The 12900-nt window shown below is 68.2% G+C and carries 12 protein-coding genes; 5 read left to right on the top strand and 7 right to left on the bottom strand.

All coding sequences use genetic code 11. The features are described from left to right. Positions 1 to 49: 49 nt before the first annotated feature. Both J2S53_RS13820 and J2S53_RS13815 read left to right on the top strand, forming a co-directional pair. Positions 50 to 1084 (top strand): NAD-dependent epimerase/dehydratase family protein, encoded by a 1035-nt coding sequence (locus J2S53_RS13820; RefSeq protein WP_456241306.1) that lies wholly within the window; start codon positions 50 to 52, stop codon positions 1082 to 1084. Between the two features lie 9 nt (positions 1085 to 1093). After that, positions 1094 to 2179, top strand: a complete 1086-nt coding sequence (locus tag J2S53_RS13815; protein ID WP_456241305.1) for a lysophospholipid acyltransferase family protein — start codon at positions 1094 to 1096, stop codon at positions 2177 to 2179. Positions 2180 to 2190: 11 nt separating this feature from the next. Here the strand turns inward: J2S53_RS13815 and J2S53_RS13810 are convergent, their stop codons facing one another. The 3 genes from J2S53_RS13810 to J2S53_RS13800 form a co-directional block, all read right to left on the bottom strand. Next, positions 2191 to 2949, bottom strand: coding sequence for a GAF and ANTAR domain-containing protein (locus J2S53_RS13810; protein WP_456241304.1), 759 nt, complete (start codon positions 2947 to 2949; stop codon positions 2191 to 2193). Positions 2950 to 2993: 44 nt separating this feature from the next. Then, positions 2994 to 3743 carry a GAF and ANTAR domain-containing protein gene (locus J2S53_RS13805; RefSeq protein WP_456241303.1) on the bottom strand — a complete coding sequence of 250 codons (750 nt, stop codon included), beginning with the start codon at positions 3741 to 3743 and terminating at the stop codon, positions 2994 to 2996. 157 nt (positions 3744 to 3900) lie between these two features. Further along, entirely contained in the window at positions 3901 to 4611 is a 711-nt protein-coding gene (locus J2S53_RS13800; protein WP_456241302.1) for a GAF and ANTAR domain-containing protein, read from the bottom strand. Positions 4612 to 5326: 715 nt separating this feature from the next. On the opposite strand from J2S53_RS13800, the gene J2S53_RS13795 reads away from it, so the two are divergent. After that, positions 5327 to 7114, top strand: a complete 1788-nt coding sequence (locus J2S53_RS13795; protein ID WP_456241301.1) for a putative bifunctional diguanylate cyclase/phosphodiesterase — start codon at positions 5327 to 5329, stop codon at positions 7112 to 7114. Between the two features lie 108 nt (positions 7115 to 7222). Here J2S53_RS13795 and J2S53_RS13790 read toward each other — a convergent pair whose 3' ends face one another. Further along, on the bottom strand, positions 7223 to 7639 hold the full coding sequence (locus J2S53_RS13790; RefSeq protein ID WP_456241300.1) for a peptidoglycan-binding domain-containing protein: 417 nt from the start codon (positions 7637 to 7639) through the stop codon (positions 7223 to 7225). 126 nt (positions 7640 to 7765) lie between these two features. Continuing rightward, positions 7766 to 9064: a peptidoglycan-binding protein gene (locus J2S53_RS13785; RefSeq protein WP_456241299.1), complete on the bottom strand. Its 1299-nt coding sequence runs from the start codon at positions 9062 to 9064 to the stop codon at positions 7766 to 7768. 364 nt (positions 9065 to 9428) lie between these two features. On the opposite strand from J2S53_RS13785, the gene J2S53_RS13780 reads away from it, so the two are divergent. Further along, complete coding sequence (locus tag J2S53_RS13780; protein WP_456241298.1) at positions 9429 to 9917, top strand: helix-turn-helix domain-containing protein; 489 nt, start codon at positions 9429 to 9431, stop codon at positions 9915 to 9917. Positions 9918 to 9934: 17 nt separating this feature from the next. Here J2S53_RS13780 and J2S53_RS13775 read toward each other — a convergent pair whose 3' ends face one another. Together J2S53_RS13775 and J2S53_RS13770 are read right to left on the bottom strand one after the other, a co-directional pair. Next, positions 9935 to 10888 carry an HAD family hydrolase gene (locus J2S53_RS13775; protein ID WP_456241297.1) on the bottom strand — a complete coding sequence of 318 codons (954 nt, stop codon included), beginning with the start codon at positions 10886 to 10888 and terminating at the stop codon, positions 9935 to 9937. 338 nt (positions 10889 to 11226) lie between these two features. After that, positions 11227 to 11871, bottom strand: a complete 645-nt coding sequence (locus J2S53_RS13770; protein WP_456241296.1) for a sigma-70 family RNA polymerase sigma factor — start codon at positions 11869 to 11871, stop codon at positions 11227 to 11229. A gap of 410 nt (positions 11872 to 12281) precedes the next feature. Here J2S53_RS13770 and J2S53_RS13765 point away from each other — a divergent pair, with 410 nt between their 5' ends. Next, positions 12282 to 12533, top strand: coding sequence for a glutaredoxin family protein (locus J2S53_RS13765; protein WP_456241295.1), 252 nt, complete (start codon positions 12282 to 12284; stop codon positions 12531 to 12533). Positions 12534 to 12900: the final 367 nt, after the last annotated feature.

The raw sequence follows: 12900 nt of genomic DNA, 5'->3' as shown, positions 1-12900 counted from the left end.
GATCACCTCGCCGGGATGGTTCGACACGCTGCCGCGGTCAGGAGGCTCCATGGTTCCGAACGTCGTGCTCGTCACCGGAGTCAGCCGTTTCGTCGGTGCCCACCTGGCGGGCAGGCTGGCCGAGAATCCCGCGGTGGGGCGGGTGCTCGGTGTGGACAGCGAACACCCGCGCCGCGAGCTCTCCCACCGCATGGGGCGTGCGGAGTTCGTCCGGGCCGACATCCGGAACCCGCTGATAGCCAGGATCATCTCGGAGGCGGCGGTCGACACCGTGGTGCACGCCTCGTCGAACACCGACGAGATGCCCGTGGCCCGTGCCGCGATGAAGGAGATGAACGTTCTCGGCACGATGCGACTGCTGGCCGCGTGCCAGGAGTCCCCGCACGTCCGCAAGCTGGTGGTCAAGTCCACCAGCGCCGTCTACGGTGCCAGCTCCCGGGATCCGGCGGTCTTCGACGAGGAGATGGCGCCCAAGGATCTGCCCTCCTCCGGCTACGCGAAGGACGCCGTCGAGGTCGAGGGGTACGTGCGTGGCTTCGGCAGACGTCGTCCAGACGTCGACGTGACACTGCTTCGCTTCACCGATCTGATCGGGCCGCGCATCGACTCCGTGCTCACCAGGTACTTCTCGCTTCCCCTCGTGCCGACGGTGTTCGGCCACGACGCGCGCCTGCAGCTGCTGCACCCGGAGGACGCGCTGGCGGTGCTGCGCCGCGCGGCGCTGGAGGATCTTCCCGGCGTCTTCAACGTCGGGGCCGACGGGGTGCTCATGCTGGGGCAGGCCATTCGTCGCGCGGGCCGGATTCCCGTTCCCATCCCGGGAACGATGGTTTCACCGTTGGCCGGATTCTTCCGGGGAACCAATCTGGCGTCGCTGTCCGCGGAGCAGATGAGGTTTCTGAACTTCGGACGGGTGGTGGACACCGCGAAACTGCGTGACCGGTTCGGTTTCGCTCCGAGATGGACCACGCGGCAGGCGTTCGACGATTTCGTGCACGGGCGTGAGCTGCGTCCGGTGATCGATCCCGAAACGGTCGAGAGCGCCGAGCGGGAAATCAACAGGACGATCACCCGGCTACGTTGAGGAGAAGCGATGGCGGACGCACGAGTCATTCCGCTGCACCCGGAGGATGACGGGGGCGGCCGGGCCGAGTCGGACTCCCCGGGTCGATCGGTCGGGGGCGGTCGGTCCGCGATGTCCGGAACACCGGGCTCGGCTCGGGAACGTCCCGCTGCCGGGGAGGCCGCTGCCGGGGAAGACGGTGCCCGCGATGACGATGACGGCGACCACGGTGATGGCGGTGGCGAGGAGGCGGGGGCGGGGACGGATGGCGTTCCGGATTGGCACGAGACCCTCGCCGACCTGACGGCCTTCGCCCGCAGGCGGTTGCTCGGGCAGTACCGGGTGGACGAGTTCGGCTTCGACCGCGAACTGACCGAGCGGTTCTTCCTGCCGCTGTTGCGCACCGTCTACGACAACTGGTTCCGGGTCGAGGCGGTCGGGCTGCACAACGTGCCGCGTGATTCCGGTGCCCTGGTGGTGGCGAACCACTCCGGGACACTGCCGTGGGACGCGCTGATGACCACGGTGGCGCTGCACGACCACCACCCCACCGGGAGACAACTGCGGATGCTCGGGGCCGACGTCGTCTTCGGGACACCGCTGGTCGGTGCGCTGGCGCGGAAGACGGGGCAGACCCTGGCGTGCAATCCGGACGCGGAACGGCTGCTGCGCGGTGGTGAGGTCGTCGGTGTCTGGCCGGAGGGATTCAAGGGGATCGGCAAGCCCTTCCGCGACCGGTACAAACTGCAGCGGTTCGGCCGGGGAGGGTTCGTCTCGGCCGCGATGCGCAGCGGCGTGCCGATCGTGCCGTGCTCCATCGTCGGAGCGGAGGAGATATACCCCAAGATCGGCGACATTCGTCCGCTGGCCAGGCTGTTGGGGCTGCCGTACTTCCCGGTCACGCCGTTCTTCCCGCACCTGGGGCCGCTGGGTACCGTGCCGCTGCCGTCCAAGTGGTACATCGAGTTCGGCGAACCGATCGACACCGCCGAGCACGGTCCGGAGGCGGCCGAGGACCCCATGGTCGTTTTCAACCTGAGTGACCAGGTGCGGGAGACGATCCAGGAGACGATCTACCGGTTGCTGGCACAGCGGCGGACCGTCTTCTTCGGTTAGTGACCGCGCCGTCACTCCTGAATGCCGGTGCTGGGGTTCGGCTGGGAGTCGAGCAGCTCGCCGGGCCGAGTGGTGCGGGTGGTGAGGCTGTGGGCGAGGTCGGTGAGGTGGTGGCCGTGGACGCGGGCGTGCTCGCGCAGCAGTTGGAACGCCTGGTGCATGCTCAGGTTCCCGGCTTCGGCGAGGATGCCCTTGGCCTGCTCGATGACGACGCGGTGATGCAGGGTGGCCTGCAACTGTTCGGACAGGGTTTCCTCACGGCGCAGTGCGCGGTGGTGCAGGATGCCGACGGTTGCCTGGTCGGCCAGGGCCTGTCCCAGTTGAATGCTGTCGGTGTCCATAGCGGTGGGTGTGGTGTCCAGCAGCGTGAGGGCACCGATGGTCTGACGGCGAAGCCGCATCGGTACGGCGGCGGCGGTCCGGAATCCGGCGGCCACGGCCGCCTCGGTGAAGGTGGGCCAGCGGGCGTGCTCGGCGCTGAGGTCGTAGCTGGTGACCGGAGCCGCGGTGGTGATGCTGTCCTGGCAGGGTCCTTCGTGGGTCTGGGTGGCCAGCAGCTGCAACAGGTGGGCGTCCTCGCTGGATGCGGCGGTGGGATGCCAGCCACCGCGTTGATCGGACAGGATCACCCCGGCAGCGGTGACTTCGAGCAGTGCGGTGGCTCGTTCGGCCAGCAGGGTCAGGAAGTCGAGCACGTCGAAGTCGTCGACCAGTGTGTCCGACAGCGCCACGAAGGTCTGGGCCAGCCGTTGTTCGCGCCGGGTAGTCATCGCCGATCTCGTTTCCTTCTCGGTGTCGAATCCGTCGTGTCGACTCAGGCGGGTGTGCCCTGCTGATCGTCGTCGGGCTCGTCGGTGAAGCGCAGTTGTCTTTCGGTGACCCGGCGGGCCACGTCGAGCAGGGGCAGGGAATAGGTGTAGGCGTGGGCGCGGAGCCGCAGCAGCGCGTTCTCGGTGGTGGTGTTCAGCTGGGCCTGGATCATGCCGGTGGCCTGGTGTATCTCGGCGTGTGGGTCCGCCAACCAACCGGCGTCGCCGCTGGCGTGACCTTCGAGTTCGGTGACGACGGCGTGGGTGGCCAGATCGGCCAGGATCAACGCGTCGGAGATCTGGATGTCCGACATCCTGCCGGGACGGTCGTGGTACAAGTCCAGTGAGCCGAGTCGGGCGGCGCCGATGTGCAGCGGGAACGAGAACACCGCGGCCGCGCCCAAGGACAGCGCGCCGGGTGTGAAACCGGGCCACCGGGTACGGCTCTCCGCCAGGTCGGCTATGAGTACCGGTCCGCCGGTTGCGAAGGCGTCCAAGCACGGTCCTTCGCCGACGGTCAGCTGCAGGTCCTCCAGACCGGTGCTGATTTCGTTGGTGGCGTGCACCAACCCGCGACTCGGATCCTGTCCGTCACCGTCGGCCAGCGAGGCCAACACCGTGGCTCCGGCCCCGGACACGGCCAAGTGCTCGACTGCCAACGCACACAGCACACTCATCCGCGACGCCGTCTCCTCGGCGGCGTCGAGACTGCTTTCCAGCCGGGACAACAGCACGGTTCGCCGGTCCTGACTCATCACCATCTCCCACCGCGGGGGCGGTCTCGATGTACTGCGCGGTGGCCGTACCGCCTGCTGGACGGTGCACCGGCACGGCCTGCGGGGTCATCGTAGCCCGGCCCACGAGAACGACCCGCCCACCAGGGGTGTGCCCCGCCACGCCGGCGGGAAACCCTCACGTGTCCCGTTCGTCCGACGTCTCGGCTCGGGTCAACCACCGTGCCACCGCCACGAGTTTCATGTTGGCGTCCTGGGCGCTGCGGGCCAGCAGCTGAAAGGCCGTATCGGCATCCAGCTCGAAACGCTCCATGAGGATGCCCTTGGCCTGTCCGATCACGTCGCGGGTGGCCAGCGCCCGGTGCAGCTGAGCCACGTGGCGGGCCCCGCCCAGGGCGGCGGCGGCGTGCGCTGCGAACAGCCCACCCAACAGCTGCGATTCCGTCCCGAAACCGCGCGGGATCCCGGAATACAGATTCAACGCGCCCACGGTGTCGTCGCGGGTGAACAGGTGAAACGACAGCATGCTGGCCACTCGTAGTGCGGCCGCGTCGGGTGCGAAGCGGGGCCAGCGGTCCGTCTCGGCGGTCAGATCGTCGACCATGACCGTGTGCTGCTCCCGCAGGGCGGTCACACAGGGACCTTCCTGATAGTCGGCCTGTAGCTGATCCACCTCGTCGACGGTGGCATCGCTGGTCGCCGCCGAGGTGATCCCGCCATCGCGATGCAACAACGACACACCCGCCTGCTCGGCGCCCGGCACCGTGTCCACGGCCCCGGTCACGATCAATTGTAATGCTTCGGTCTCCGAGTCCGGCCGCTGCAACCGCCGCGCGGCCCGCGACAGCTCGACCACGAGGCCGTCGTCCCCGTCGCTCGTCTCGCTCATCATTACCACCTTGACTGATTTCCGAGGCACACACCGCCCGGTTCGTCGTGCTGTCCTCACCCGAGGTCGGCCGATCCGTCCGGTCGCGGCAAGTGTCACGCGGGTTAGGGCACACTCCTCCTCGTCCTGGCGGTCCGAGCCGTGGCCGCCGCGACGCCGGGCGATGAGATCAGTCACCGGAACTCGGTCGTGCCGCGGCGGTGCCGACCTCGCACGACGATGAGGGTCCCTTCATCGGGCGGGTCGCCCCAACGTGATCTCCGGCCGGGAGGGCGACAACGTCTCTTCCCCGCCGCCCCACACGTGTTGACGCTCTCGTCCGTACCCGCAATCAGCCGGCCGTGACGGGCGAACAATTCATACGTGGTCGCGGGGACCACGCCCCGAGGTATCCGAGAGCCCGTCGACGATCCGACGGTGCTACCCCCTCTCATCATTACGAGTGTATACAGCTGTACACCGTGTGGTGGAACCGGTCGGGCCGTTCCTCTGCTAAGATGAAGTCAGCTGGTTGAGCAAAAGCTGGCACGTTTTACTGATCCTGGCCACGACTGATCCTGGCCGCGAGCCCGCTTCGACGAATGAGAATTCCTGTGGCTCGACTTGTCTTGCTCGACCGCTCAGCGAGGGTGTCTTCCATCGCGCTCGGCCGTGACGATCCCGATACTCACACCGTCCGCACGGAGATGGCTCGGTCCTGCCGCTGGGGGGACTGATGGTTGATTCGGCTCATTTCCTGCGGCGGGACGCGTTGGTCAGCTTGCGGGAGCGGCTGAGCGACCCGGATGGGCACCACGACAGTGTGATAAGCCATCTGGACGCGCTCGAAGACGCCATCCGAGTGGCGGGGCGGCCGTCGTCATCGCGGCTGATACCGGGATTGTTCGACCTCGTGCCGGTGGCCCTGTTCATCGTCGGCGAGTCCGGCCGAGTGCTGGATGCCAACGACGCGGCCGGGAGGCTGATCGGTCGTGACCGTGCGGAACTGCTCGGCACGAGCGATTCCTCGTTGCTGGGCGGCATCGGCTCCGGACCGACGGCGACGCCGGCGAACCTGCACCACGGGGAACTCCTGCCCCACGGGGAGCTCCGGGCGTTGACCCACGCCGACGGGCACACCGTGTACTGCCAGATCCACACCGCTGCCTCGGCCCAGCACGACGGCACTCGTCTGTGGTTGAAGGTGGCTCAGGACGTCACCTCGCAGCAGCAGCGCATCGAACAACTGCACCACCGGGCCAACCACGACGAACTGACCGGACTGCCCAATCGTCAGGGACTGCACGCCCTGCTGGCCACTCACCTCGCTCAGGGGCCTTCGACAGGCTTCGCCGTGCTGTTCTGCGACATCGACAACTTCAAACGCGTCAACGACTCGTGGGGTCACGTCATCGGCGACGAACTGCTGATCACCGTGGCCCGGATGTTGGCCGACGCGTTGCCGCACGACTGTCGGGTGGGCCGCTTCTCCGGCGACGAGTTCCTGGTCACCTGTCCCGACGTGGCAGTCCACGGGGGCCTCGAGACATTCGCCGCCCGTGTGTCCGGAATCCTGCGGGCCAGCCTCCCCCTCGGAGGGCGCATCGTGCGAATCTCGGGCTCTGTCGGTGCCGCCGCCATCAACGGCAACGCGGCCACCTTCGGCGACCTCGTCCGCTTCGCCGATGCCGCGATGTTCGACGCCAAGCGACGCGGAACCGGCCGCGTCGCCATCGCCGACACCACCCCCGACAACACCAGCACCGGTCAGCTCGATCTCGAGGACCAACTCCGCGCCGCGCTGGCCAACGACGGGCTCGCGCTGCACTACCAACCCCTCGTCGACGCCCAGGGCCGGACCACCGGTGCCGAAGCGCTCCTGCGGTGGCCGCACCCGCAGCGGGGCGTGCTGGCTCCCGACGTGATACTCCCCCTGGCCGAACAGGGCGATCTGCTCGCCGAACTCGATCGCTGGGTCCTGCGCACCGCGCTGGCCGAGGCAGCCACCTGGCCCGAGATCGACATCGCCGTCAACCTGTCCGGACCGCCCACCAACGAACCGGGCCAGCTCGAAACCCTGTCGACGCTCGTCACGGACTCCGGCATCGATCCCCACCGGGTCATTCTCGAACTCACCGAAACCGCACTACTGGAACTGCCGCTGCTCCAGCGGCACGCGATGGGCCACCTGACCGAGCGCGGTGTGGCCTTCGCCATCGACGACTTCGGAACCGGCTACTCCTCACTGGCTCGTCTGCGGGAAATGCCGGCGCAGATCATCAAACTCGACCGCACTTTTCTACCCACCACCGATGCCGACGACACCAGCGTGGCCATCATCCGCGCCATCGTGGACCTGTGCCGAGCCACCGGGCACCACTGCATCGCGGAAGGCGTCGAAACCCGAGTCCAACGCGACCTGTTGGCTCACCTCGGTATCGACGCCTACCAGGGCTGGCTCTTCGGCCACCCGGTACCCGCAGCCGAATTCCGCCGGAACGTGACCACTGACCTCAGGGGGTAGTCGGGACGATCGAATCGGTCAGCCGGGCCTGTGGAGCGATCCCCGATACGCGCGGCCCGCTCGGTCTCCCGGGGCTCCCCCGGGAGACCGAAAACCGGAAGGGATCCGTCAGCCCCAGCCGTACTGGTAGCCGACGCAGTCGGCGCCCACGTGCCAGCTCATCGCGTTGCGGGTCTGAGGCCCGTACACGCCGTCCTGCGAGATCCCGGCCCGCCGCTGCACGTTCAACACCGCGTTTCGGGTAGCGGGACCGTAGATTCCGTCCACCGCGATGGACTGTCCCTCGCAGGCGCGCAGCGAACGCTGCAACGCGGTCACGGGCGAACCTCCGTTACCCACCCCCATCACGCAGTAGTGGGAGCCGCTGGAACTCGCCGGGATCACCCCGTCGGTGGTGGTGCAGCTCGGGATCGCCGTGCTCGCGGCAGTGGCGGTGAGTGGGAACGCCAGTGCGGCCGTGGCCGAGGCCGCGGCGAGGCCGAGCGCCTTGAGCGCTCGTTCAGTGCCGTTCGTCGCTCGTGGCATCGATTTCCTGCCAATCATGGGAGTCGGTGGATGGGAGCCGTGCGAGGCCCACCGGTGACGGAACCATCGGGTCCGGTTCGCGGTCAGCCGGTGGTTCCTCGCACGGCGCGAGGACACCTCGACCGGTTACGGGCTGGTGTAGCCGTAGATGTCGGCCGAGTACGGGTCCACGTTGTACTTGCGGCTGACGGCGTCGGAAACGTTGCCACCTATGAGGTTCAACGTGCCGTCCGCGTTGACCGACTCGACGAGGTCCACGTGATAGCTGGTCGAGGTGTTCGACGGCCCTGATCCCCAGAAGACCGCGTCACCCGGCTTGATGTTGGAGAAACCCTGCGAGGCGGGCACGGAGTGCCCGTTGCTCAGCCCCCAGCGGTACCAGTCCCCGGTGAACCAGTAGGTCGGTACGTCGACCCCCGCGTTCTGCCACACCCAGGTGCCGAACCGGGCGCACCACGCGGCGCACCAGTCGTCGTACTTCTGGCAGTTCGTGCCGTATTCCTGGTAGCCGTGCTCACCCGCGGCGATCGACACGATCCGGTCCCGCGTCGACCCGTCGGCCGGAGGAGTCGGATCTCCGGAGGACTGGTCGCACATCACCCGGGCGATGCCCATCTCGTTCATGGTGTTCGGTCCGGCCATGCCGTCCACGGCCAGGCCGTGAGCGCTCTGGTAGTCCTCGACCGCGGCGCGGGTGGTCGGGCCGTATGCACCGTCGACGGCGGTTCCCGCGGCCCGCTGGATCTCCGCGATCTGCTGGCTCAGGTGGTCACCGGTCACCGGGCCCGCGATCGCGTCGGTGGAGATGCAGGCGTCCCGCTGGAACTCCATGGTCGCCGAACGCGTCTGCGGCCCGACGATGCCGTCGATCCCGCTCCACGGCAGGTAACCCATTCCCGCCAGGTTCCACTGCACCTGATGGGTGTACGAGGAGGGGTAGGGCAACCCCTGGACGTCGTCGGAACAGCCCTTCCGCCGCTCGATCCCCATCGAGCTCATGGTCTGTGGCCCGGCGATGCCGTCGTAGGTGAGGTTGTGTTCGAGCTGATAACGCTCGACGCTCTGGAGCGTCCACAGTCCGTAGACACCGTCGGCGGTGGTCTGGGCCGCTCGCTGGACCTCCTTGACCTTGTCCATCAACGCGGTGGTCGTGTCGGGGCCGGCGATGCCGTCCACCGCGAGGCACTGCGAGGACTGGAACTTGGTGATGGCCCCGGAGGTCTGCGGACCGTCGATACCGTCCACACCCGCCCAGGGCAGGTAACCGAGCCCCGCGAGGTCCTGCTGGACCTCGCGAACCGACAGGCTGGGTGCCGCCGCCGACTGGCCGGGGGCCGCGACCGCGCCCGTGGCCGCTATGAGCAGCGCGAACAACCCGGCCAGCAGGTGCCGCACCCCCACCTTGGGTAAACCTGACTTGCGCATGGATTCCTTTCCGATCGAGCGGAAAGCCGGGCGTGTTCGCGGTGAGCACCGCGCCTCGGACGCGGGAGGTGGACCGATCCACCTCCGCTTGTCGGAAGGAGACGTGTCGGAACACGGTCGTCGCCCGGCGAAGTCGTCGTTCCGAAATCATCGCGGTGTCCCGTTCCCGCGACCAGGGCTGTGGGAACTGACGGGAATTTCCGGACCGTGCGGGACGGCGAACGAAGCCGGGGTGCTCGCCGCGCTGAAGCACTGTCGAAACGGGACACACCGTCTAGAGTCATCCGTGATCGCGGCAACCGCCGAACGGTTTGTCACACCGCGTCGATTCAGGTGCGTACGACCGTCACGAGAGGACCGGAGCATGTCACGACAGGGTGATCGGAGCGCTGAGACGGTGGGGACCGACGAGCTCGTGGCTCAGTTGCGAAGACTTCGGGCGCGCAGCGGACTCACGTTGGCGGCGCTGGGGGAACGGACGAACTACAGCAAGTCCTCGTGGGGGCGCTATCTCAGCGGTAGGAGTCTGCCGCCCTATCAGGCGGTGCTGGCCTTCTGCCGGGCGGTGGAGGCCGATCACGAAGGTGTGCTGGCGCTGTGGGAAGCGGCGCACCGGGAACGTGCGCGGTGGACGGTTTCGCGGCAGCACCGGCAGGTGCTCGAGTCCGGTTCGGACCGGGGAACCGGCGAGGGCGAGGTGCTCGGCCCGGAACCGGTGAATCCGCCGTCGTCGCCGACGAGCCGGGACCACTTGCCGATCGGTCTCGTGCTCGGCGGCATGCTCTGCGGCCTGGGCGTGGGCTGCCTGCTCGGGGTGTGGGCGGCGCACCGGAACTACCGGATGGGCCGGTGAACCACTCGCTCGGCCGGTCAGGAACGATCCCTGCGGCGGAACGCGAGTCCCGCGGCCAGCCCCGCTCCCAACGCCCCCATTCCCAGTACGGAACGGGCCCCGATCCGCGCGGCCTTGCGGCCGGTTCGGAAGTCACGGATGTCCCAGCCGCGCGCGCGTGCCGTCTCGCGCAGCCGCTGGTCCGGATTGACGGCCACGGCCGTTCCCACCACCGACAACATCGGAACGTCGTTGGCCGAGTCCGAGTACGCGGTGCAGCGGCGCAGATCCAGCCCCTCGCTGGCCGCCAGTGCCCGTACCGCGTGCGCCTTCGCGCCGCCGTGCAGCATCTCCCCCACGAGTTTGCCGGTGTAGACACCCCGCTCGTGTTCGGCGACGGTGCCGAGAGCGCCGGTCAGCCCGAGCCTGCGAGCCATTACCTGCGCCAGCTCCACCGGAGTCGCCGTCACCAGCCACACCCGCTGGCCCGCGTCGAGATGCATCTGGGCCAGTGCCCTGGTGCCCGCCCAGATCCGGTCGGCCATCAGCTCGTCGTAGATCTCCTCGCTGAGTCCTTCGAGGTCCGAGACGTCGCGGCCCGCGACGAACGAGAGCGCCTGCTCCCGGCTGGATTGCAGATCCGTCGCGTTCTCCGCGCCCCCGATGCGGAACTTGATCTGTTGCCAGGCGAACCCGACCAGATCCCCCGCTCGGACGAACTTCCGAGCCGCCAGCCCCCTGGCGAAGTGGAACAGTGACGCCCCCATCATCATCGTGTTGTCCACGTCGAAGAACGCGGCCGCGGTGAGATCCGGCGATGTCGCCGTCTTCTCGTCGTCCGAGGTCGTGGTGACAGCCGCCTCCGCCGAAGCGCGTCCCGCGACTTCGGCGCTGTCCGGGGCGTCCGCCAGTTCCGGCTCCCGTGGTTCGGACACGTTGTCGTGCTGGTCCCCGTCGTTGGTTTCCTCGGCTGAGCCTGGCCGTGTCGGCACCGCCGCGCCTCCCGGTCCCTCCGGAGTCGTCCGTTCGCTGCTGGTCCGCGAGCGGTGGGGTCCGCTCTCGTGCTGTTGCCCACCACCAGCATTCCTAGCTTAGATGTATTGTCCGTTTTCGGTGTTGACCCAGTCGGGGGCGGCGTCGTTCCAACGGTGGGAGTGATCGCGAGTTCGCGTCGTCCTGCCCAGTGGCCGTACGAGTGTGGCCGTTCGGGCTCGGTCGCGGTGGTGCTGGTGGGCAGTGGCGGGGTGTGTCTCGCTCCGCGGAGCGAGCTGGTCGTCCGCGATTTCCGCGGCCCTCGGGGTTCGCCTGCCGCCGTGTCGGCGGGGCGGTCTCAGCGCGGATCGTCCGGCAGCAGCTGCGCCAGTCTGCGTATCGCCCGGTGCTGCAGTGCCTTCACCGCTCCCTCGTTGCGATTCATGACACCGGCCGTCTCGGTCACCGACAGGCCCAGCAGGAACCGCAGCCTGATGCACTCCCGCTGATCCGGGTTGAGCCTGCGGACGCAGTCCATCAGTTCGTGGTGGGCCGCTTCGGCCAGCACGTGCTGTTCCGGTCCCGTCGGTTGTTGCGGGGTGCCGCCGCTGTTGGCCTCGCTCGGATCGGCGAGCGGGACCTCCAGCTTGTTGCGGCTGGACTTGATGTGGTCCAGCAGCAGGTTCTTGGCGATGGTGATGAACCAGGCGGCGACGTCGCGCCCCTGGTAGCTCACCGACGCTATCCGCCGCAACGCTCGTGCGAAGGTCTCGCTGGTGATGTCCTCCGCGAGGCAGTGGTCGCTGACCCGCAGCAGGACGTACCGGTAGACCAGGTGCGCGTACTGGTCGTAGAGCCTGCCGAACGCCTGGTTGTCACCGTCCTGCGCGGCGCGCACGTGGCTCCAGCCGTCGGGCTCACCGGACTCCGGCACGGCCGGGTGCGGTGACGGTGGTTCGGCGGGTAGCCGTGATTCCTCGGCCGGTGTCGGCTCCCGTGCCACCGAGGGCTCCTCGCGTAACGGGGCTGCTGACGACTGCTGGCGCGCCTCGTGGCGTGCAGGGGGGAGTCGCGGCGTTCGCTGATGTTGCACCGTTGCCTGAAGCATTTCTGGTCCCTGGAGTCTTCGGTGTGATCGTGCGAGCCTCGTCGGGAATCGGTTGTCAGGATCGGCAGCATACGTCTTGTTACTGCCGGGTAGGTAGTGCATTCGGGGGTCGAATTGATACCGATCTCCCGGAGCCCCCTTCTGCCCTCGTCCTCCGCGCGCGAATTCCGGTGATTTCCACCACCCGCGATCCGCCGTTCTCCCCGCTCATCGGGTGAGCCGGAGCCGCTCGGATCGGCAGTGGGATGGACAATCACCCGTGACGGACGATCGTGTCCGCGAAACTTCGAGACGAGGGGGTACCGGTGTCCGAGACGGCCACGCACGAGGTGACGCTGCTCGTTCGGCGGGACTGTCCCGCCTGTGACGCCGCCGCGGCCGAGATCGACGGCGTGTGCTCCGAGATGGGGGTCTCCTGGAGCACCTCGGACGTCGACGCCGACGCCGAACTCAGGGCGGAGTACGGCGACAGGGTCCCGGTGATACTCGTCGACGGCGTCGAGCACGGATTCTGGAAGGTGGAGCCACAGCGACTGCGCGCCGCGCTGGCCCGCTGAGATCGGGACGGCCCGCTGAAACCGGATCGCCGCGACCCCTTCCGAACCACGTGCCACCGGCGTCGTCGGAGCTCCTCGTTCAGGCCCTCCCGGAGGCATCGCGGCCCGCAGACCACTCGTTTTGGCACCTCGGGGGGCTGTCGGGGAGGATGTGTTCAGTACCTGTTCCACAGCTCGGTCCGGTCGGACCGGATCCGGAACCGGTGCCCACCCGCGGGTCCTTCGGGAAGCCGGGGAAAGGACGATCGGGTCGGCGGGTCCACGACAGCACGGTCGAGCCCGGCGACAGCCCGAGAATTCGGCCCCGTGTCCGGTAGGGCGTTCGGATGGTTGTGGTGCTCGTTACTACGGGCCGGGTCGACTTTGT

It is taken from the genome of Actinopolyspora lacussalsi, from assembly GCA_030803735.1.
GTDB lineage: Bacteria > Actinomycetota > Actinomycetes > Mycobacteriales > Pseudonocardiaceae > Actinopolyspora > Actinopolyspora lacussalsi.
This window is presented reverse-complemented; position numbering and strand designations above follow the sequence as displayed.

Coding starts and splice junctions, on each gene's coding strand:
- J2S53_RS13820 (WP_456241306.1), top strand. CDS start 50: ATGGTTCCGAACGTCGTGCTCGTCACCGGAGTCAGCCGTTTCGTCGGT.
- J2S53_RS13815 (WP_456241305.1), top strand. CDS start 1,094: ATGGCGGACGCACGAGTCATTCCGCTGCACCCGGAGGATGACGGGGGC.
- J2S53_RS13810 (WP_456241304.1), bottom strand. CDS start 2,949: ATGACTACCCGGCGCGAACAACGGCTGGCCCAGACCTTCGTGGCGCTG.
- J2S53_RS13805 (WP_456241303.1), bottom strand. CDS start 3,743: ATGAGTCAGGACCGGCGAACCGTGCTGTTGTCCCGGCTGGAAAGCAGT.
- J2S53_RS13800 (WP_456241302.1), bottom strand. CDS start 4,611: ATGAGCGAGACGAGCGACGGGGACGACGGCCTCGTGGTCGAGCTGTCG.
- J2S53_RS13795 (WP_456241301.1), top strand. CDS start 5,327: ATGGTTGATTCGGCTCATTTCCTGCGGCGGGACGCGTTGGTCAGCTTG.
- J2S53_RS13790 (WP_456241300.1), bottom strand. CDS start 7,639: ATGCCACGAGCGACGAACGGCACTGAACGAGCGCTCAAGGCGCTCGGC.
- J2S53_RS13785 (WP_456241299.1), bottom strand. CDS start 9,064: ATGCGCAAGTCAGGTTTACCCAAGGTGGGGGTGCGGCACCTGCTGGCC.
- J2S53_RS13780 (WP_456241298.1), top strand. CDS start 9,429: ATGTCACGACAGGGTGATCGGAGCGCTGAGACGGTGGGGACCGACGAG.